The 19,107-nt window shown below is 66.9% G+C and carries 16 protein-coding genes and 2 pseudogenes; 7 read left to right on the top strand and 11 right to left on the bottom strand.

All coding sequences use genetic code 11. The features are described 5' to 3' along the window. Positions 1–37: 37 nt before the first annotated feature. The 3 genes and pseudogenes from ACFZDK_RS52315 (at position 38) to ACFZDK_RS52305 (ending at position 4,182) form a co-directional block, all read left to right on the top strand. Positions 38–1,255: pseudogene (locus tag ACFZDK_RS52315) on the top strand (IS3 family transposase). Positions 1,256–1,568: 313 nt separating this feature from the next. Beyond that, complete coding sequence (locus ACFZDK_RS52310; RefSeq protein ID WP_390985561.1) at positions 1,569–2,834, top strand: IS701 family transposase; 1,266 nt, start codon at positions 1,569–1,571, stop codon at positions 2,832–2,834. Between the two features lie 133 nt (positions 2,835–2,967). Then, the gene (locus ACFZDK_RS52305) at positions 2,968–4,182 is read left to right on the top strand and encodes an ISAs1 family transposase (protein ID WP_390985559.1); all 1,215 of its coding nucleotides are present in this window, start codon (positions 2,968–2,970) and stop codon (positions 4,180–4,182) included. 270 nt (positions 4,183–4,452) lie between these two features. Here ACFZDK_RS52305 and ACFZDK_RS52300 read toward each other — a convergent pair whose 3' ends face one another. From ACFZDK_RS52300 to ACFZDK_RS52270, 7 genes are all read right to left on the bottom strand, one after another. Continuing rightward, a complete protein-coding gene (locus tag ACFZDK_RS52300; protein ID WP_390985556.1) occupies positions 4,453–4,767 on the bottom strand; it encodes a hypothetical protein in 315 nt (104 codons plus the stop codon). Beyond that, the gene (locus ACFZDK_RS52295) at positions 4,764–4,943 is read right to left on the bottom strand and encodes a hypothetical protein (RefSeq protein WP_390985553.1); all 180 of its coding nucleotides are present in this window, start codon (positions 4,941–4,943) and stop codon (positions 4,764–4,766) included. The genes ACFZDK_RS52300 and ACFZDK_RS52295 overlap by 4 nt, the downstream gene beginning before the upstream one ends. 19 nt (positions 4,944–4,962) lie before the next feature. Beyond that, on the bottom strand, positions 4,963–5,313 hold the full coding sequence (locus ACFZDK_RS52290; RefSeq protein WP_390985550.1) for a hypothetical protein: 351 nt from the start codon (positions 5,311–5,313) through the stop codon (positions 4,963–4,965). A gap of 31 nt (positions 5,314–5,344) precedes the next feature. Further along, positions 5,345–5,650 carry a hypothetical protein gene (locus ACFZDK_RS52285; protein WP_390985547.1) on the bottom strand — a complete coding sequence of 102 codons (306 nt, stop codon included), beginning with the start codon at positions 5,648–5,650 and terminating at the stop codon, positions 5,345–5,347. Positions 5,651–5,707: 57 nt separating this feature from the next. Next, positions 5,708–6,583 (bottom strand): N-acetylmuramoyl-L-alanine amidase, encoded by an 876-nt coding sequence (locus ACFZDK_RS52280; RefSeq protein WP_390985545.1) that lies wholly within the window; start codon positions 6,581–6,583, stop codon positions 5,708–5,710. Then, positions 6,583–6,843 (bottom strand): hypothetical protein, encoded by a 261-nt coding sequence (locus tag ACFZDK_RS52275; RefSeq protein ID WP_390985543.1) that lies wholly within the window; start codon positions 6,841–6,843, stop codon positions 6,583–6,585. The genes ACFZDK_RS52280 and ACFZDK_RS52275 overlap by 1 nt, the downstream gene beginning before the upstream one ends. Positions 6,844–6,907: 64 nt before the next feature. After that, positions 6,908–7,180: a hypothetical protein gene (locus ACFZDK_RS52270; RefSeq protein ID WP_390985540.1), complete on the bottom strand. Its 273-nt coding sequence runs from the start codon at positions 7,178–7,180 to the stop codon at positions 6,908–6,910. 136 nt (positions 7,181–7,316) lie between these two features. On the opposite strand from ACFZDK_RS52270, the pseudogene ACFZDK_RS52265 reads away from it, so the two are divergent. The 3 genes and pseudogenes from ACFZDK_RS52265 (at position 7,317) to ACFZDK_RS52255 (ending at position 10,353) form a co-directional block, all read left to right on the top strand. Continuing rightward, positions 7,317–8,122, top strand: a pseudogene (locus ACFZDK_RS52265) (transposase family protein). A gap of 1,077 nt (positions 8,123–9,199) precedes the next feature. Next, positions 9,200–9,529: a transposase gene (locus ACFZDK_RS52260; RefSeq protein WP_390985537.1), complete on the top strand. Its 330-nt coding sequence runs from the start codon at positions 9,200–9,202 to the stop codon at positions 9,527–9,529. Continuing rightward, on the top strand, positions 9,526–10,353 hold the full coding sequence (locus tag ACFZDK_RS52255) for an IS3 family transposase (protein WP_390985534.1): 828 nt from the start codon (positions 9,526–9,528) through the stop codon (positions 10,351–10,353). The genes ACFZDK_RS52260 and ACFZDK_RS52255 overlap by 4 nt, the downstream gene beginning before the upstream one ends. Before the next feature lie 298 nt (positions 10,354–10,651). Here the strand turns inward: ACFZDK_RS52255 and ACFZDK_RS52250 are convergent, their stop codons facing one another. From ACFZDK_RS52250 to ACFZDK_RS52235, 4 genes are all read right to left on the bottom strand, one after another. Continuing rightward, the gene (locus tag ACFZDK_RS52250; RefSeq protein WP_390985532.1) at positions 10,652–11,479 is read right to left on the bottom strand and encodes an SDR family NAD(P)-dependent oxidoreductase; all 828 of its coding nucleotides are present in this window, start codon (positions 11,477–11,479) and stop codon (positions 10,652–10,654) included. Positions 11,480–11,983: 504 nt separating this feature from the next. After that, positions 11,984–13,024: a hypothetical protein gene (locus tag ACFZDK_RS52245; RefSeq protein WP_390985529.1), complete on the bottom strand. Its 1,041-nt coding sequence runs from the start codon at positions 13,022–13,024 to the stop codon at positions 11,984–11,986. A 1,078-nt stretch (positions 13,025–14,102) separates the two neighbouring features. Next, complete coding sequence (locus ACFZDK_RS52240; protein ID WP_390985527.1) at positions 14,103–15,236, bottom strand: hypothetical protein; 1,134 nt, start codon at positions 15,234–15,236, stop codon at positions 14,103–14,105. A 561-nt stretch (positions 15,237–15,797) separates the two neighbouring features. Beyond that, positions 15,798–17,042 carry an IS110 family transposase gene (locus tag ACFZDK_RS52235; protein ID WP_390985525.1) on the bottom strand — a complete coding sequence of 415 codons (1,245 nt, stop codon included), beginning with the start codon at positions 17,040–17,042 and terminating at the stop codon, positions 15,798–15,800. A 316-nt stretch (positions 17,043–17,358) separates the two neighbouring features. Between ACFZDK_RS52235 and ACFZDK_RS52230 the strand changes: the two genes are divergently transcribed. After that, a complete protein-coding gene (locus ACFZDK_RS52230) occupies positions 17,359–18,666 on the top strand; it encodes an IS110 family transposase (RefSeq protein WP_390985522.1) in 1,308 nt (435 codons plus the stop codon). Positions 18,667–19,107 lie beyond the last annotated feature (441 nt).

The following is a 19,107-nucleotide window of genomic DNA, read 5'->3' as shown; positions in this document are numbered from 1 at the left end:
GGCAATGGATCTTGCAGATCCGAGGAAGGGTGTCCTGGTGGGACGGAAGTCTCCGTATCCGGAGGAGTTCAGGAATGACGCCGTTGCGTTGTATCGCGCGGCGGGCGGGAAGCGCACGTATGCGGCGGTCGCGGCGGATGTCGGGGTGACCGGCGAGACGCTCCGCAGCTGGGTGCGGCAGGCTGACGAACATGGTGGCCGCGATCGCAGCCGCGGTGAACAAGACACGGAGAGCCGGGACGAGGAACTGGCCCGGCTGCGGGCGGAGAACGGCCGGTTGCGCAAGGCGGAGAAGGAGTGGGAGCTCGAGCGGGAGATCCTGCGTCGGGCGGCTGCGTATTTTGCCCGGGAGGTGAAGTGAAGACCCGCCGCTGGAACTTCATCTCCGCCAACCGCGCCGACTTCGGCGTGCAGCGGATATGCCGGCTCCTTCAGGTCTCGCGCTCGGGCTACTACCAGTGGCTCGCCGGCGCGAAGGCCCGCACCGTGCGGCAGGCCGCTGAGGACGCCCTGGTTGCAGAGATCCGCGAGGTCCACACCGCGCACAAGGGCACCTACGGGGTCCGCCGCGTGCATGCCGAGCTGCGGGGTTTCGGGCACACCGTCAACCGCAAACGCGTCGAGCGCCTGATGCGACTCAACCGAATCGAGGGACGCCATCTGCGGCGCCGCAAGCGCACCACCGTCCCGGACCGGCTCGCGCCGCCTGCCCCGGACCTCGTCCAACGTGACCTCTCAGCAGGCAAGTTGGACGAGAAGTGGTGCGGAGACATCACATACGTGCAGGTCGGCGGCACCTGGCTGTATCTCGCCTGCGTGCTGGATATCTGCTCACGCCGGGTGCTCGGCTACTCGATGGCCATCCACATGCGCGCCGAGCTGGTCATCGACGCCTTGACGATGGCCGTGGCGACGCGCGGCGGCGATGTGGACGGTGTTGCATCCACTGGTTGAACCTGGCCAATACACGTCAGCCGCGTTCGCGCAGGTCTGCGACGGTTTCGGGATCCGCAGGAGCATGGGCCGGGTCGGCTCGAGCTACGACAACGCCCTCGCCGAGTCGTTCTGGCAGGGACTCAAGAGAGAGACGATGCACCAGAGGATGTTCTCGACGGTGCGACAGGCGAGGCTGGAGATCTTCCAGTGGCTCTCCTACTACAACGCCCGACGGCGCCACAGCGCCCTCAACTACCTCTCGCCAGCCGAGTTCGAACAGCAACAGCGGCGAGCACGTAAACTCACACTCGCAGCATGAACCCCCGTGTCCACACTCCGGAGGACGCCTCACCCGCAGCCCCGACCAGCTCAGGTCGATCATCCGAGCCCGCATCACCACATCACGCGGAGCCTTCCGCGCCCGCGACAACCGGCGAACGACCGCGCGCTCGTCCTCATCACGCCCCGGCCGTGCCCGTAACACCATCGCCCAGCACCCGCCCCCGAGCACCCTCAACTACCCCGCCACCAGGACACATACCCAACGAAAGAGGAATCCAGCACTAGTAGTGCTTGGTCAGGTTCACGTGTAAGTGGCGTGTCTGGTTGAGGGGCTGTGTCGTTGGTGGGGTGTGACACCTGAGGAGTTGGACGAGGTCCGGTGCCGTCTCGAGGACTTCGCGGCGGAGGTGTTCGAGCCGTTCGCGCGGGCGGATCAGCGGCGGTGGGGCGGGGTGTATCTGCGGGGTCTGCTGCTGGACGGGCAGCGGAAATCGGTCGAGCCGATGGCCGCCTGGTTGGGTGAGGACGGCAACCGGCAGGCCCTGGCCCACTTCGTCACCACCAGCCCGTGGGATCCGGCGCATGTGCGAGCCCGCCTTGCATGGAAGATGACCGCGGCGATCAGACCGACCGCGCTGATCATCGATGACACGGGCTTCCTCAAGGACGGGGAGGCGTCGGCGTGTGTGTCACGGCAGTACACCGGCACCGCCGGCAAGGTCACCAACTGCCAGGCGGGCGTGTCCTTGCACCTGGCCTCGGACACCGCCTCGGTGGCGGTCGACTGGCGCTTGTTCCTGCCCAGAAGCTGGGACCCGGCCTCACCGCAGGCCGATCCCGTCAAGGTGGCCCGCCGCGAGCGGTGCGGCATCCCGCCGGACGTGGGCCATGTCGAGAAGTGGCAACTGGCCCTGGACATGATCGACGAGACCCGGTCCTGGGGCATCGATGTCCCCCTGGCCGTGGCCGACGGCGGTTACGGAGACACCGCAGCCTTCCGGCTCGGCCTTCAGACACGGGGGCTGCACTATGTGGTGGGCAGCTCGACCACCCTCACGGCCCATCCGCACGACGCGACGCCGCACACCCCAACCCACTGCGGCCGCGGGCGCCCGCCGCAGCCTGCTTACCCCGAGGCACCGAAGAGCGTGAAAGAGCTGGTCAATGCCGCGGGGAAGCAGGCGGCCCGGCCCGTGCAGTGGCGGGAGGGCTCCCGCCCAGGCAGCGGCCGCAGCGGGTTCAAGCGCATGTACTCGCGGTTCGTGGCCTTGCGGATCCGGCCCGCCGGACGGGAGATCCGCAAGGCCGTCGACGGCCCGGAACTGCCCGAGTGCTGGCTTCTGGCCGAGTGGCCCGCCACCGAGCCGGAACCGGTGCAGTTCTGGCTCTCCAACCTGCCCGACGACACCCCGCTCACCACGCTCGTGCGGCTGGCCAAGCTCCGCTGGCGCATCGAGCACGACTACCGCGAGATGAAACAAGCCCTGGGCCTTGCCCACTTCGAGGGCCGCACCTGGAACGGCTGGCACCACCACGTCACCCTCGTCTCCGCCGCCCACGCCTTCTGCACGCTCCAGCGAATGACCCGCACCCCAAAAGAGACGGCGCCGGCCTGAGCCTCTACAGGGCTTGGTCAAGTTCCGGAGTCGTGCGGCTGGGTCGGGCCGTGACCGGTTGGGGTGCATAGCAGAGCAGGCACGGGCTTCGTGATCATTGGGGTGTCGAAGCTCAACGATCATGAGGTGGCCCGTGCCTGCCGCTGCATCCTCCCCTATCCCCGCAGTGCTGGTGAAGCTGGGTCCGCTGGACGGCAGCCGGGTCGCTGACCTGCGGCCCTACCTGGACCTGGTGCCCGACCCGCGTGCGCGGCGCGGCCGTTGGTACTCGCTGACCGCCATCCTCCTCATATGTGCCTGTGCGGCCGTCTCGGGGGCGAGGAGCGTCGACGAACTCGCCGAGTGGGCGGAGCGGGCCTCGGACGCCCTGCTGGCGGCCGTCGGCGTGCGCCGTCATCCGCTCAAGTGGCGCCGGGCTCCCTCACGGACCACGATCGGGCGTGTCCTCCAGGCTGTCGACGGTGACGCCCTGGACCGGGCGGTCGGCGCCTACCTCACCGGCCGGCACGAGGCCGCCGGGGCCGGGTCCGGACCGCGTCGCGTGATCGCCGTCGACGGCAAGGCACTGAAGGGATCGGCCCACCTGACCGCCACCCGCCGGCATCTGCTCTCCGCGGTCACTCACCACCGGGCCGTGACCCTCGCCCAGGCGGAGGTGAGAGCGAAGACGAACGAGACCACGCACTTCCGGCCCCTGCTCGAGCCGCTGGACCTTCAAGGAGCTCTTGTCACCTTTGACGCGCTGCACTCGGTCCAGGCGAACGTCACCTGGCTGGTCGAGACCAAGAACGCCCACTACATCGCGGTGATCAAAGCCAACCAGCCGACCGCACACCGCCAGCTCGCGGCCCTGCCCTGGCAGGACATCCCCGTCCAGCACACCACGACCTCCACCGGACACGGCCGCCGCGAGTCCCGCTCCGTCAAGACCTGCGGCATCGCGGACGAACTCGGCGGGATCGCCTTCCCTCACGCCCGTCTGGCCGTCCGCGTCCACCGCCGCCGCAGGCAGACCGGCCGACGCGAAACCCGCGAGACGGTCTACGCCGTCACCAGCCTCGACGCCCACCAGGCCGGCTCCGCCGAGCTCGCCGCCGCGATCCGCGGCCACTGGACCGTGGAAGCCCTGCACCACGTGAGAGACGCGACCTTCGCCGAGGACGCCTCCACCGTCTACACCGGCACCGCACCCCGGGCCATGGCCACCCTCCGCAACCTTGCCATCGGCCTGCTCAGAACCCTGGGAGCCGACAACATCGCCAAGACCACCCGCGCAATCCGCGACCAACCCGAACGAGCACTTCCACTCCTGGGCATCACCAACAACCCGGGAACCGAGGGAACTTGATCAAGCCCTGAGCCTCTACCAGGTAGTCCGCGAGATGCAGTTACTCCTCGCGGTCTGGACCGGCGCCTGCCCCACCTGTCACCGCGACATACCCACGGCAATACCGACCTGACCAAGCACTACTAGCTAGGTGGCCTGGATATTTGGCAACGAATAGTGCGAATCGCTCCTTACGGTCGCGATGGTGAAGATTTTCAACGCCTCGCCCAGACGGCATCGCAGCGAATAGCCCCCTCTCGCCGTGGCGAGAGGGGGCTATTCGCTGCGAGGTCAGGTGTCCTTGCGGCGGCGGGGGTACGCCCGCCGAACGGCCGCGGTCGCCTGCACCAGCAGGCTGGCGATGCCGAGTAGGAGGATGGACCGTACGATGCGCAGCACGCTGGCCAGCGTGCCGTCGGTGCCGAAGAACGTGATCACGACGGTGTACGCCACCAGCAGGCCGATCGTCGCGACCCAGACCACGACGTACCTCCCGACAGCGTGATCCTCCCAGCGTGCGCGTCGGGTGTACTCCGCGATGAATGCCGCGCCACACAGCGCGACCAAGCCGGACACGCCTGCGTTGAGGAGCTCGGCCGCCGTCATCTGCTGTCACCTCCCAGGACGATGTCGCGGACCAGCTCGCCGAAGTGGTTGCGCTGGCGCCTCGCGCGCCAGGTGTCGGCCTCGGCCCGTACCTCGAGGGCCTGCGCCCGTACCCGGTCTCGGGCGACCTCGGCCCTGTTCAGGGCGGCCGTCGCCGCGCGCTGTCCCTCGGTCATGGGGCGGTCCCCCTCCTCGTCACGAGGGCGGCGCAGGCGCCTGATCCACGTCGGCACGCTTGCTCACCTCCCGCGCGGCTCGGGGCAGCGTGGCGAAGAAGTAGCCGGCAGTCCTCGACAGTTCGAGAAGTTCACCGGCCTGGTCCTGCGCCTCGCGGCGGGCCTCCTCGCTGACGGCGTGCGCCTCGCGCCAGGTGTCCCGCTCGGCGCGCAGGTCCTCCAACTGCCGGTCACGGTCGGCCCGTAGGTCCTCGAGCTGGCGGCGCGGAACGAGCCGACCGCGCAGGACCAGGAGGACGATGATCCCGACGAGGGCCGCGGCCCCAAGGTCGACCGGGGCGAAGCCCAGCAACTCTTCTGCCAACGGCAACGGCCCTCCTCTCTACGGCGGACGGGACGGGTCAGGACCTGGTGGTGTACGTGCCAGTCACGGGCGGCAGCGCGTCCACCTGCGGGTAGGACGGCGGCCGCGCCCAACCGAGGGCCATCCCTGCCACGCTCTGCAGGAAGCTGCCGCGCAGCCGGGTGCCGACCAGCTCGAGGACGCGGAACGCCAGGTAGTAGGCGAGGGCCAGGACGACCGTCACAGCCGCGGTGATGTTGCCGGAGTCGATGGTGACGCCGGCCTTCACCGCCAGCGTCAGCAGCCAGCCCGCGACCAGCGGGACGCCCGTACGCATGGCGGATATGAACAGGGAAGTGGGCACAGCAGTGCCCCCTTTCTTCGAGAAGGACACGGCGCACAGACGTGCACCGCGAAGGAGTCAGGGCTTGTTCGGGCTGGCGTCGACCAGCTGCTGCACGAGGGTGGTGAGCGCGGCCACGCTCTCCTCCAGGCCGCGGACCTTCGTGGTCAGGCCGACCACGTGCGTGTTGAGGGACCAGTAGTGCCCCGGGTCCTTGGGGTCGTCGCTGTAGTCGGCCGCGTCCTTCGGGGCGGTGAACACACCGTCCTGCGAGGCGAGCAGCTTCACGTCGGCGGCGGTGAGCGCCACGTCGTTCTCCTTGCTGTCGTCGGTTCCGTCGCCAGGGCTCCAGCTGGCGGGGTGCTTGAGCCGCTCGGCAACGTCGGCACGGAACTTGCCCATGTCGAACGAGGGATCGACCTTGCCCTCGACCGACGTCTCCTTGTGGCCGGCGACCAAGGCGGCGCTCCAGCCGTGGTGACGGCAGATGGCGGCCGCCCACCGGACCGCGGCGTCGTACTGGTCGGCGGGGTAGGGGTCCTTGCCGTTGTCGAGGTTCTCGATCTCCAGCCCGTACATGCAGTCGTTGCCGTCGACCGTCGAGGATTTGTCCTGCTTGGGCAGCGCCGTCTCGGCGGTGAGCGCGGCTACGACGTTCGCGGCGGCGAGGCCGGCATGGTTGGCGCGGCCGGCGCTGCACATGGTGGCGACGCCGGTCTTGGCGAGGTGCGTGTGGGCGAGCGGCGCGGGCAGGTCCGGGCGGCCGTCCTTGGCGACGCTGGCCAGCGAGTTGGTGGCCACGGTGTGGTGGATGAGGACGCCATGGACGGGACCGAAGGTCTTGCCGGTGGCGGCGTCCCGGGAGTGGGTGCGCCAGCCGGGGTACTCGGCGACGTGCACGCCTTCGGCCTTGAGGACGGACAGCCAGGCGTCGGCGGTGAGCGGTGTGGCCATCACTCACCTGCCGGCGGGGTCTTGATGTACAGCGGGCGGATGGTGACCGAGACGTTGCGGCTGTGCGCGTCGTGGTGGCCCGACGCTTCGACGAACACGCCCTTCGGCCCGTGCTCGGTCGTAGGCCACGCCTCCAGCTCGGCAAGGACGAACGAGCGCGTGGCCTCGAACTGCGAGGCGTCGCCTTCGTACGTCTCGGCGGACTTGACCTGCTCGACCGCGTCGGCAACGAGGCCAGCCGCCTGGATGCTGAAACTCATGGGGCCCTCCCGGGCATAGAGAAAGCCCCGGCCAGTTGGCGCGGGGCGTGCGGAGTGAGGGGGCTCAAACCCGTTCGGGCCAGTGCCAGGTGCCGGCGGTCCGGGGTCGCTCCTCGACCGCGACGTGCTCGCAGCCGCCAGCGGCGAGAGGGTGGAAGAAGTGGCCAGTCGGGTTGAGCACGGCCACGCCGATGCGGCTCGGGTCGGCGGGGTCGACTTCGGTGACGATCGCGGCCCGACAGGCCGGCGGGAATGCTTGGCTTCCGTCCTCGCGGACGGGCGTGCCGTGGCTGACGTAGTGGACTATCCGTCCGACGGACGGCGGCTGCGGGTTCAAGGGCCCTCCAGGGCATAGAGATGTCCCGGCCGGGTCGGCTCGGGGCGTGGTCAGGGAGCCTCTTTCATCCTGTGCTGGTGGGTGAATTGGGCTGGTCAGCGGGTGTGGTGACGAGGCAGGGCCCCTCGTCATTGGCGTGGTGATTCCACTCAGCACACCAGCGACCGAAGGGGCCCTATTGGTTCCGCATCCTGCCATGCTCGACGTCCCCCATGAGCTCGTTGAGCATGTCGGCTGGCTGCTGCATGAGCACCGGCTGGCCCGCACCACCCGCTGGCGCAAGCCCGGTTGCTTCCAGCAGGCACTGATCACCCTGGTCCACCTACGCAAGAACGAGACATTCGCCCAGCTCGGTGCGGGGTTCGGTATATCCGAGAGCTCTGCATGGCGCTACGTCGACGAGGCCCTGACGTCCTGTCCTCCTGGGCCCCCGGCCTCCAAGAAGCCCTCACCGGTCTCGGTCAGGGCGACCACGTCATCGTTGACGGCACCCTCATCCCGACCGACCGCGTCAAGGCCGACGAGCCGTACTACTCGCAGAGGCACAAGAAACACGGCATGAACGTGCAGGTCATCGCAGCTCCGGACGGTACCCCGCTGTGGTTCTCCCGGGCCACGCCCGGCCGCACCCACGACCTGACCTCCGCCCGCGCCCACGGCATCGTCCAGGCCTGCCTGACCCGGCAGATCCTCGTCCTCGCGGACCGCGCCTACCAAGGCGCCGGCGCCACCTTCCGCACCCCGTACCACCACCACAGCGAACAGCCCGAGCACTACCAGCAGTTCAACCGCAACCACGCCCGACACAGAGCCCCCGGCGAACGCGCCTTCGCCCGGCTCAAGTCCTGACGCATCATGCGCAGAGCACGTTGCTCCACCCGTCGCATCAGCCGCATCGCCCAAGCCATCCACGTACTGCTGATTTGCGACTATTCAGGATGAAAGAGGTTCAGTGGACCGTCCCCTACATGTGAACCTACCTGCCTCTGACTCCGTTGTGAGTGTTGTTGGGAGCGCGGAGAGTCAGCCAAGCGGATCGTCAATGTTTTCCGAGCCAACCAGAGGTGTCAGCAGAACTGTCGCCTCGGGCCCCGCAGATGGACGACGGCCACAACGGCGCTCTGAGCGCTCTCAAGGTCAGGTATGAAAGTCCCTCATAGGATTGCGGAGTCATGCGATGCCGAAACGAACCCGAGATGAAGAGCCCACCATCCCGAAATCGGCCTGGGATACGCCTCTTTCTCCCGCTACCACAAAGCGACTGGATGAAGAGCTTGCCGCTAGTGCTCAGGTGTACGCGGCCATGCAGGGCCAGGTAGGGCGCGCCGCTCTCAGTACGCTGCCACCGACTGGGCTGGAGCAATCCGTTCCCGCACAGCCGCCGTCCGCCATGCATCCAGTGCACCCGGCTCCCAGTACTTCGGACAGGATGGCGGTCTCCTCCCTGTTGAGCTCAGCCCCCAGCGCCTCGGCCCCGGGCCCCAGTACTTCGGACAGGATGGCGGTCTCCTCCCTGTTGAGCTCAGCCCCCAGCGCCTCGGCCCCGGGCCCCAGTACTTCGGACAGGATGGCGGTCTCCTCCCTGTTGAGCTCAGCCCCCAGCACCTCGGCCCCGGGCCCCAGTACCTCGGCCCCGGGCCCCAGTACCTCGGCCCCGGGCCCCAGTACCTCGGCCCCGGGCCCCAGTACCTCGGCCCCGGGCCCCAGTACTTCGGACAGGATGGCGGTCTCCTCCCTGTTGAGCTCAGCCCCCAGCACCTCGGCTCGGATGCCGTCTGGGCTAGAGGAGGTGAGCCGTTTGGAGGTGGAGCGCTGGACCACTCCACTGACGGGACTGCCCGGTGTTGCTGCGGCTGCTCGAATGAATCCCGCGCCGGGGAACACGAGTGTCGCAACACAGGGCGAGGCTCGCTCCTCGGGACTGGACACCGTCAACACCCCCAGGCGACGCGGACGGTAGGGGGTTCTGTCCCTCCCCTCTTAGCGTGGAGTCCGTGATTGCAGGGGAAGTTGGGGTTCATGGGGTCCAAGCAACGCACGTACACGCCTGAGTTTCGTGAGGGTGCTGTACGCATTGTGATCGAGACGGGCAGGCCGATCCCTGAGGTCGCCGAGGAGCTCGGCGTGCATTCCGGCACGCTGCACAGCTGGGTGTCACGGTGGCGGCGCAACGGGTCGGCGTCGACCGACCAGCCTGCCGAGCCCGCACCGGGCGGGCGGCTGCGCGAAGCCGAGCGGGCCGAGTTGGAGCGGCTGCGGCGGGATGCGGCGGAGAAGAACAAGCGAATCCGCGAGCTGGAGATGGAGCGTGATGTCCTCAAGCGATGCATGGTCCTCTGGGTGAAGTGACCGGAACGGACCCGGCCGCCCTGGCCGCGTTCATCGGTAACCAGAGGGCCGAGCACCACGTCCCGCAGCGCCTGGCCTGCCGGGTTCTGGGAGTGTCGGAGTCCTGGTTCTACAAGTGGCGCGACAAGCCCACCAGCGCTCGTGAAGTGCGGCGAGGACAGTTGGCCGACGCGATCCGACAGATCTTCGAGAAGTCCGGCGGCACCTACGGTTCTCCGAAGGTCTGGCTCCTCCTGATCCGCGCCGGCTGGCGCGTCTCGGTGAACACCGTCGCGCGTCTCATGGCCGAACTCGGTCTGGCCGGACGGAAGATCCGCTGCCGGGGCGGGCTGACCCGCCCCGGCAAACGGCCCGCGTTCGCCGACCTTGTCCGCCGCGACTTCACCGCCGACGCTTCAGATCAGGTGTGGTGCGGCGACATGACGGAGATCGCCACCGGTGAGGGCAAGCTGTATCTGGCCACCGTCATCGACCTGTTCTCGCGCCGCCTGCTCGGCTACGCGATGGGTGCACGTCACGACGCAGAACTCGTCGTTGCGTCCTTGAACATGGCCGCGGCCACCCGTGGCGGCGACGTCAAGGGCGTCATCTTCCACAGCGACAGGGGCAGCCCAATATGTATCCCGGCGCTTCTGCTGGGCCTGCCGGCGTCTGGGCGTGACGCAGTCCATGGGCCGGATCGGGTCGTGTTTCGACAAGCAATTGTCATCACACTGCTCCTCTTCTCCTATCGGGTTCGCTTTCAGGTTGTTGTCGCTGATCGGCGGTGGTCGAGGCGTACGCCTTGCTGGACACGGGGCGGGTTGGGTCCCGGGTGGGGGTAGAGGCAGGCGTTCTTGTCGTTGTACTTCTCGCCCTCGAGCAGTCCGGCGCGGTGCCACTTCCAGACGGTGGGGACGCTGACGCCGAGGAGTTCGGCCAGTTCGTAGGCGGTGAGCAGGCCGCGGTCCCGCAGTCGGTCGAAGCGGCTGGTGAGCTGGTAGTCCTGGCGGATGTCGCGGACCAGGAGGCGATGGAAGGGCAGGCCCTTGCCGCTGGTCAGGCCGCGCCAGAGGCTTCACGTGCTACGGCCAGACTCCGACCGATTATGCAGCCGCCGCCACCCGTAAAGCAGACGCTGTATCACTTCCGTTCGATGATGGCAGCCTCGGACGTCGCCCACAGCCGAGCCGCGTTGTCTGCGCTGAAAATGCGCGCATTCGGACGGATAGGGTCGCCAGTACCGTAGAGGGCACCGTTGGTCAGCTCGTCGGTCGGTGCTGTAGCGAGTCGTACGAGTCGCCGGGCTGACTTTTCCGGGCTGATCAGGAACGGCGCGTATCGGAAGGCGAACCGCAGCGCCGTGCCGCGGCCGATGTCGGTCCGAACCAGACCGGGGTGCAGGCTGAGGCTCAGGATGTCGGGCCAGCGCTGCGCTGCCTCCATCGCGAAGAGCACATTGGCGGCCTTGGAGGTCTGGTAAGCGGCGACCATGTTGTAACGCTGCCCATCGCCCTCCAACTGATCGGGGTCGAACCGCACATTGAGACCGGGGCGCACCGACGTGTTCACGATCCGGCTTCCGCGCAGCCTGTCCCGCAGCAGCTTACTGAGCAGAAAGTGCCCCAGATGATTGGCTTGAATGGTGGCTTCGTGGCCGTCCACGGTGCGCCGGAAGGACGTCGCGAGCATGCCGGCATTGTTCGCCAGCACGTCGATCTTCGGATACCTCGACAGCAGGTGATCCGCCAGCGCCCTCACGTCGGTCAATCGTTCGAAGTCGGCCTGGAAGCCATTCGGTTCCGGCCCGCGCCCGGCGGCCGCCTGGACCCGGTCGACGGCGACCGCCAGGCGGTGTTCGTCACGGCCGACCAGGACGACCCTGTCCCCCCGGGCGGCGAGCTGTTCCGCTGCCGCGAGCCCAATACCCGAGCTCGCACCCGTGATCACAACTGTGCGGGCTTCCGCCATGTGATGTTCCTCCCTGGTTCTGAGCCTTCATCGCGACACGGCGCAGCGGACGCCACGACGTCATCCGCGATCGGGGCGTGACCGTCCGAGCTGCAACCACACTCGCCGCTGGTAGATGCTCGTGCACAGCACTGAGCTTCTTCAGCCGTCACTCTCGGGGGTGGGAGCACATCAGCTGTTGACGATGCCCTGAGAAGGGAAGCCGCTGCAGTTCTGCACCGCGTCATCGTCTGACGCGTCACCCGAATCGGTGGCCGTTCTGAAGGAGCTCACTGCACTCGTACCGTCATGCTTGATCACTTACCCTCGCGGACACCATCTGATCACGGGCACCCCCGCATGTAATACGTGCTGAGCACCGCCAAGCCGACAAAACATCATGGATCGGACATCCTGCAACTATGCCGAAGCTCTGGTCCCGAGCCCCGTTCTGGCTTCCCATCTGCGAGGCTGCCATCACGGAGCAAGTACGTTGGTGGGAATGTCGATGCCAGTCCTATCGTGCTATTTAGCGCGACGATTGGTGTGCGGCCCCGTATGATTCTGCGAGCGGACAGACGCACGCGTCGTGACGTCATCGGACTGCGGGAATGTCCGGCTCCCACCTACGCGCGGCGCATTGATAAGGGAATCGGGGTCCCCGGGATTGAAGGAAGAAGGAATGGGATTAGCGGCAGATTCAGGCACTTCCGGCATGGGCTCAAGGTGCCGATTGAAGGTATCGCCCCTCAAGATACCCGGAGGAGTGCCGGTAATGAAGGTACTGCCCCTCGAGATACCCGGAGTGGTGATGCCGGTGGCTACACCCGAGGATACCGGGGAAAGGTCGGTACTGCCGCTGCCGCGATACTGCAGGGGTACAGACTGCCCGGTCTCGCCCCTCACCCCCTCAACATCCACCCCGGGGTGTAGTCCCATTTTCTGCAAGTTGTCCTTCCGCTCCTCCATGCCGGTTTTACCAGTCCCAACAACCGCCGCCGCAGTAGTGACGGCAGCGGCCCATCGAGCTGCGTCGGGGTCTGCCTTCGCCGCGACGCCGTAGATTCCCGCAGCCAGACCGGCAGCCTGAGCAAGAAACCTACCCATATCCCTGACCATAAGCCAGTTGGAATCACCTCTCTTGAGGAGATCGATGGCTGAGTGGAGGTTATGGGCCATGTCGGACAGCGCTGTTCCTTGCAAAATATAGTTCCCGGCGTCATCTGCTCCCGCCACCCCCACCATAGAACCGATGACCTTGAAAAAGGTCGTCACCTGCGAACGATTTTGCTGAAAGAAACGACCAAGCCTCTGCAGATCCTTCATCGTGCGGTCGAGGGTTACCCAGCGACCGCTTTCATTGACAGCAACGACCGCCTGAAGAGGATCTTCACCTCCGGCAGTGACGGCGATTTCGACGTCAGGGCCCTGAAAGATCACCGCATTCGAGGCGGGGGAGGGGGCGGTTCCCTGTGACGCAAGGGACACCTGGAAATCACCACCTTCCAAGCTGAAGTTGTAGACAGGCGCAGTAAATTGTTCTTGCGAACTCGGTGGTGTCGACATGTGTTGCGCCCTCTCGTGTCAAAAATGCACCCTACTTGCGGAGCTGCAACGGATCCGAGGCTCGAACGGTTCAAGATCCCGCGAAAACACCCGGGACGCCATGATCCTCCAGCCGCTTTTCAGTCAGACGTACACGCATTTGACTCGAAGCTCGAACGGATCTATTCGGGGCTGCAGCGGATGTGCGGGCCGCCGAGGTAGCCGCGGACGATGTGTGGCCGGCGTTTGCGGCGACGGGAGAACGTGCGGGTTTGCGCGGCGAGTTGGGCCTGCTCGCGGATGGGACGGCGGGGAGTTCATCCGGCCCTTCGCGCTCGTCGCAGACGTCGTGACGGCGGAGAACCGGCTGCCGGTGCGGCGTACGACGGCTGTGCATGCCCTGGCGCCCCAGGTGCGGGCGGTGACCTGGCCGCAACGGATGCCGACCAGGTCGGCGAAGAGCACCTCATCGCCCACGGTCCTGGCTCGCGCACGGATCGGCGGCCAGGTCTCCTCATGCCACACACGGACCGCCTCCGCGTCCTGCCGGACAGTCCGTTCGTCCGGACGCTGGAACGACCGTCCCACCAACGTAGATACCCGCCCGCCCGCTTGTCCGGTCAGCCGCACCTGGTACAGCCTGGCGATCGGTCCCGTATCCGGCACGCGTCCACAGCTGCCCGGCCACGCCGAGGACCTGACCTTCGGCCTCCTGGTGCCAGCGCGGCTGGGCCACCAGCGCCTCGCGTCCGCCTGCCGGCCACTTGCTCCACCAGTTGTGCACGGCCTTGAGCGAGACCTAGAACACCATGCCCCTACCAGCTCACTCACTCACACACGGATCCTGGCTATGCTCCGACGCGTGGAGTTCTCAAGGCCGAACGCGGCCGACTCGCGAGCTATTTGCCCGGCATCGTCCGCGTATGTATCTCGCAGAATGTGCAGACACGTCCCTGGCGCCCGTCGGTTTCACAGGGGCGTCTGGTGATGGACGCGGTAGCGGCCGCTACCGCCATACAGTCAGCGAAACGTGCCAGGGCGACAAGCCACAGAGCAGGTTCGGGGCGCCTCTGTAGGCCTGTTCATGTACCGACTGCCATCACTTCCTGTCGTAATCCTGTCGCTGTTGGCTGCGGGTGCGCTCTTCGGTGATCTCCTGGTCGAGCTGCGCGCGTAACCGGGCCACTATGCGATCGTTGAGATGTGCGAGCTCGGCGAGGCGTGTGTCACTGACAGCGGGTTCGCCACTGTGTTGGGCCTCCCATGAGAGCGCGCGGTACAGGTAGGCATAGACAGCGGAGTGGCGGGACTTCACAGCGGCCTCGGCTTCTGCGCGTACCGCGCTGCATATGGCCAGGTCATCTAGGACCTCATCTCGGAGTTGCTTGCGCCGGGCGTCAGCCGCGTGCCCTGTATCGCCGAGCAGAACGATTCCCTCCGCCTCGGCAACCGCCCGGACCTTGGCCGGCATGGCCCGCAACTCGGCGGTCGTAGTGTCCGCGGTGACGAGTTCCGGGTGTGTGGCGAAGAAGGAGGCGGCGCTCTGCATCGGGCGGCCCGCAGCGGCTGAGACGCGGTGTTCGTACAGCCATGCCCGAGTGCCGACGAGCGAGGCACCATGGGCGTCGGGGTCGACACCAAGGGCCTCGGTGATGGCTGGGTTGTTGTGCAGACCGAACCGGTTGAGACCCTCCGCCTCCTCGTCGAGGTGTTTGTCGTCGAGTGTGGCCCACCGATCCTGAATCAACTGGGGGCAGACCGACACGGCCTCCGCCATGTTCACGAGTTCCGGGCGTCGCCCCCGCGGCGGATGCCGATGGCGGCTGCAGGCGGCCTGGATGTCCATGCCCGCGCTGGCCGATTCCGCGCTCCAATCGAAGACACCGGTGCCAGGGACGGGCTGCAGGTTCCGCAGCAGGGACTCGCCGAGCGGAGCGACCTCGCGGGCGAACGCGTTGCCCTCCTCGCGCGTGAGATACGGGCGCTGCTCGACCGTGTAATGAGAGTCGATCGTCCAGGACAGGACGTCGGCGACACGAAGCCATTGAAACGGCGCCCAGATACCGTTCGACGGCGGGAAACGATCACCCCAGTGCTCGCCAGGTGGCACTCGCCAGTCGTCGCAGTGGAAGTAGAACTCACCGCGCCGCACGTCCAGTACGAGCTTCTGATAGTGGCCAGCCTTGAAGTGGGCCTTACCCTGGACATAGCTTCCTTTGCTGTCCAGGTACATACGTGCCATGTGAGCATCGGGCAGGGGGGGAACTTGGTCGGCGGTGGCCTCTCGAACGACAAGCGGCGACGCAACGCCGACGGCGTTCCAAGCGCTCGGTCTTCTTCTGCCGACATCAGGTATCGGGTTTTTGCTTCCCCGGCTGGAGCTGTCGCCCCGGCCAAGGCCCGCGCTGCCCGTTGTCATCGAAGGAACCTCCTCTTGATCAGGACCCCATGACCGCTGCGACGATGCTCCGGCCCCGCCCTGTGCTCTTCGAGAGCTTCCCACTGGGGTGCAAATCCGGCATTCCGCATGGCCTTCTTACAGCAAGCACTACAACGGCAGCGGAAGAAGCACGGTTCACCAGAGGTCAACGCTTGAAGGACGGGGTCTGAGCTTGTCCTACCGTTCTGCCGCGGGCCAACGCCGTTCATTCGTAGGATCGCTGAGCCCGAGGACTCCGGGTATGGCTGTGAGAGCTTGACGCCGGTCGATGGCTGAAATGACTTGGCCGCCCCGGAGCCCGCGACGACTCGACTGCTGATACGAAAATCCCCCATCGGTGCTGGTCACAGCAGTTCATGTGGCCTGTACGGGGTGGAGGGTGACCTGGTAGGCGAGGTGGTTGAGCTGGCTGATGAGGCGGCGGGTAGCTCGGGTCTTGCCGGTGCGTTCGAGGAAGTAGTCACCGCCGAGGTCGGCGTACTCCTTGTAGTGGGTGAACATGTGCCAGATCGAGACGATGATCGAGTGCTGCAGGGCGACCAGGGCCCGGCGGCGGCCATGGCGGCCGACCAGGCGCCGGTAGCGGGCGGCGAGATAGGTGTCCTTGGTGCGGCAGGCCGAGATCGCGGCCTGGCCGAGCACCCCCTTCAGCCACGCGTCCCCGGGCCGGGTCCTGCCGGAAGGACTCTTGCCCGCGGACTCGTAGTTGCCCGGACACAGCCCCGCCCACGAGGCGAGATGGCCGGCCGAGGGGAAGCGGGTGATGTCCGCACCGATCTCGGCGAGGATCACTTCGGCGGTGTGCGCGCTCACCCCGGGGATGGTGGCCAGCAGCTCGACCTGCCGCTGGAACGGGCGGATGTGTTCGGCGATCCGGGCGTTGAGACGTCGTTCCATCGCGGTGGCCTCGTCGATCCGGTCCAGCATGGTCCGTGCTAAGAACGCGTGGTGGTCGGTGAAGTAGCCGGTCAGCGCCTCAACCAGGACCTCACGCCGGGGCCTGAGGTTCGGGGCGGCCAGTTCGGCCAGCATCTTCGGATCACGCGTGCCGCCGATCAGCGCCTCAAGCATCCGGCGTCCGGAGACACCGAGGAAGTCGGACACCACCGAGGTGAGTTTGATCCCGCAGTCCTCCAGCAGGTTCTGCAACCGCTGGGCCTCGCGGGCGCGTTCGCGCACCACATCGGTGCGATACCGCGTCAGGTCACGCAGCTGCCTGATCGGCCGCGGCGGCACGAACGAGGGGCGGACCAGGCCGTGCTCGACCAGCTTGGCGATCCACTGGGAGTCCTTCACGTCGGTCTTGCGGCCCGGGACGGCCTTCATATGACGGGCATTGAGCAGCCAGCAGTCCATGTCGTTCTCCAGCAGGTAGAACACCGGCTTCCAGTACGAGCCGGTGGCCTCCATCCCCACCACCGTGACCCCCTCGGCCAGCAGCCAGTCCCGCATCTCCAGCAGCCCCGACGTCAGGGCCGGGAACGTGCGGACCTCGCCGCGGCGCCGGTTCCCCTTGCCCCGGCTCGGCACCCGGATACACACCTTCACGTCCGCCTTGCTGATGTCGATCCCGGCGCAGCGTTCATAGACCACGTCCACGGCCGGCTCCTTCCACTCGCCACCCGATCCGGGCGTCCGGCGGGGACCCGAACGGCGAAAGAAGCTGATATGCGTGCTCGAGGCAACACTTCCGAGCGCCTGACAAGCAGGTCCCCAGCCGTCCTGCTGATTGACGGGCTCGGACACGCCGAGCGGCCACGACGTCGGCCGGACGTGCCCCGATTTTCCCCCACTCGGGGCGAGGACCGCAGGACCTTCGGCTTCCTCATTCGGATACGCGACTTGATCGCTGTGTAGGACAACGTCGGCAAGGCCGTCCGCGGGATCACAGAACGAACCGCTGACGGAGGCGGCCATGTTCACGATCTGGGCCGGGGTGAACCGCTCCGGGTCTGGTGTCGACTCCACGGATCCCGGAGCGGTTCACCTTCACGAACGCTGTGCCGGCATCGACATCAGCAAGCGGGACGCCAAGGTATGCGTGCGCACCCCCAGCCCCAGACGCAAAGGGACGCTCACCCGACAGACCACGACCTTCGACGCCACCACCAACGCCATCCTCGACCTGCGCGAACATCTCATCACCTCGGACGTCACCCTGGTGATGATCGAGGCAACCGGCGACTACTGGAAGCCCTTCTACTACCTGCTGATCGAGGAACTGAACGTCATCCTGGTCAACGCCCGTCAGGTGAAGAACCTGCCCGGCCGCAGGACAGACGTCTCCGACGCCGCCTGGCTGGCACAGCTCGGCTCCCACGGCCTGGTGCGGGCCTCCTTCGTGCCTCCGCAACCCGTACGCGAGTTGAGGGATCTCACCCGGGTCCGCACCCAGCTCACTCGCGAACGCGCCCAGGTCGTGCAGCGCCTGGAAAAACTGCTGGAAGACTCCGGCATCAAGCTCTCCGCCGTTGTCTGCGACCTGATGGGCGTCTCCGGCCGCGCCATGCTCCAGGCCCTGATCGATGGGCAGCGCGATCCGCACGTCCTGGCCGACCTCGCCGAGCGCCGTATGCGTAGCAAGATCCCCGAGCTGAGCCAGGCACTGACCGGCCGCTTCCGAGAACACCACGCCTTCCTGACCCGCCTCTACCTCGACCAGTACGACCACCTCTCCGATGCCATCAACCAGCTGACGGCCCGCATCGAGGAGGCGATGAACCCTTTTCGCCCGGCGCTGGACCTGCTGGACACGATCCCAGGAGTGAACCAGGCGGTGGCGGAAGTGATCGTGGCCGAGACCGGGGGTGACATGGCCCGGTTCCCCTCGGCCCAGCACCTGGCCTCTTGGGCCGGGCTGTGTCCGGGGCACCACGAATCGGCGGGCCGAGTCCGCAGCACCCGGGTCCGCCCCGGAAACCCCTACCTGAAAGGGGCGTTGGGGATGGCCGCGTGCGGAGCAGCACGGACCAAGGACTCCTTCCTGCAGGCACGCTACAAGCGATTGACTGCCCGCCGCGGCCCGATCAAGGCGCTGGTCGCCGTCGAGCACTCGATCATCACCGCGATCTGGCACATGCTCAACGACAAGGTGCCTTACCACGAGCTCGGCGGCGACTACTTCACCCAACGGGATCCCGAGCGGGCCGCACGCCGAGCCGTATCCCGGCTGAACGAACTCGGCTACCGCGTCACCCTCGACCCGATGGATGCCGCTGGATGAACGAGCATGGCCAAAGCCCGCGGAGACGACTCCCACCGGGCCGATACCCCTGCCCGATAGGGCATCCACCTGCAGTTATTTACGCGTCAGAGTCAAGCTAAGAAGGCGCGTGAGCCCTGGCCCCCGTGTGTGGGCTGGACTGTCACCTACCCAGGGTCCCTTGCAAGATCAATTTTCGCCCGGTTCGCCGGACAGGGCGGGAACTGGGTGGACTGTCCCTCTTCGGGCCGGGGTGGACGCGGTGCAGGCACGGTCCCGGTGATCATGTAAGTGTCGAAGTCCCATGAACACTTAACGAGTCCGTGCCTGCTCCTGCGTCTTCCCCGATACCCTCCGGCCTGGACCGATTGACCCTGCTCTCTACGCCGGCCCCGTTGCCGGACGCGGTCGCGCTGTCCCGGTTTCTGGAGCTGATGCCCGATCCGCGCGGGCTGCGCGGAC

The sequence above is a fragment of the Streptomyces sp. NPDC007901 genome, assembly GCF_042959465.1.
Taxonomy (GTDB): Bacteria; Actinomycetota; Actinomycetes; order Streptomycetales; family Streptomycetaceae; genus Streptomyces.
This window is presented reverse-complemented; position numbering and strand designations above follow the sequence as displayed.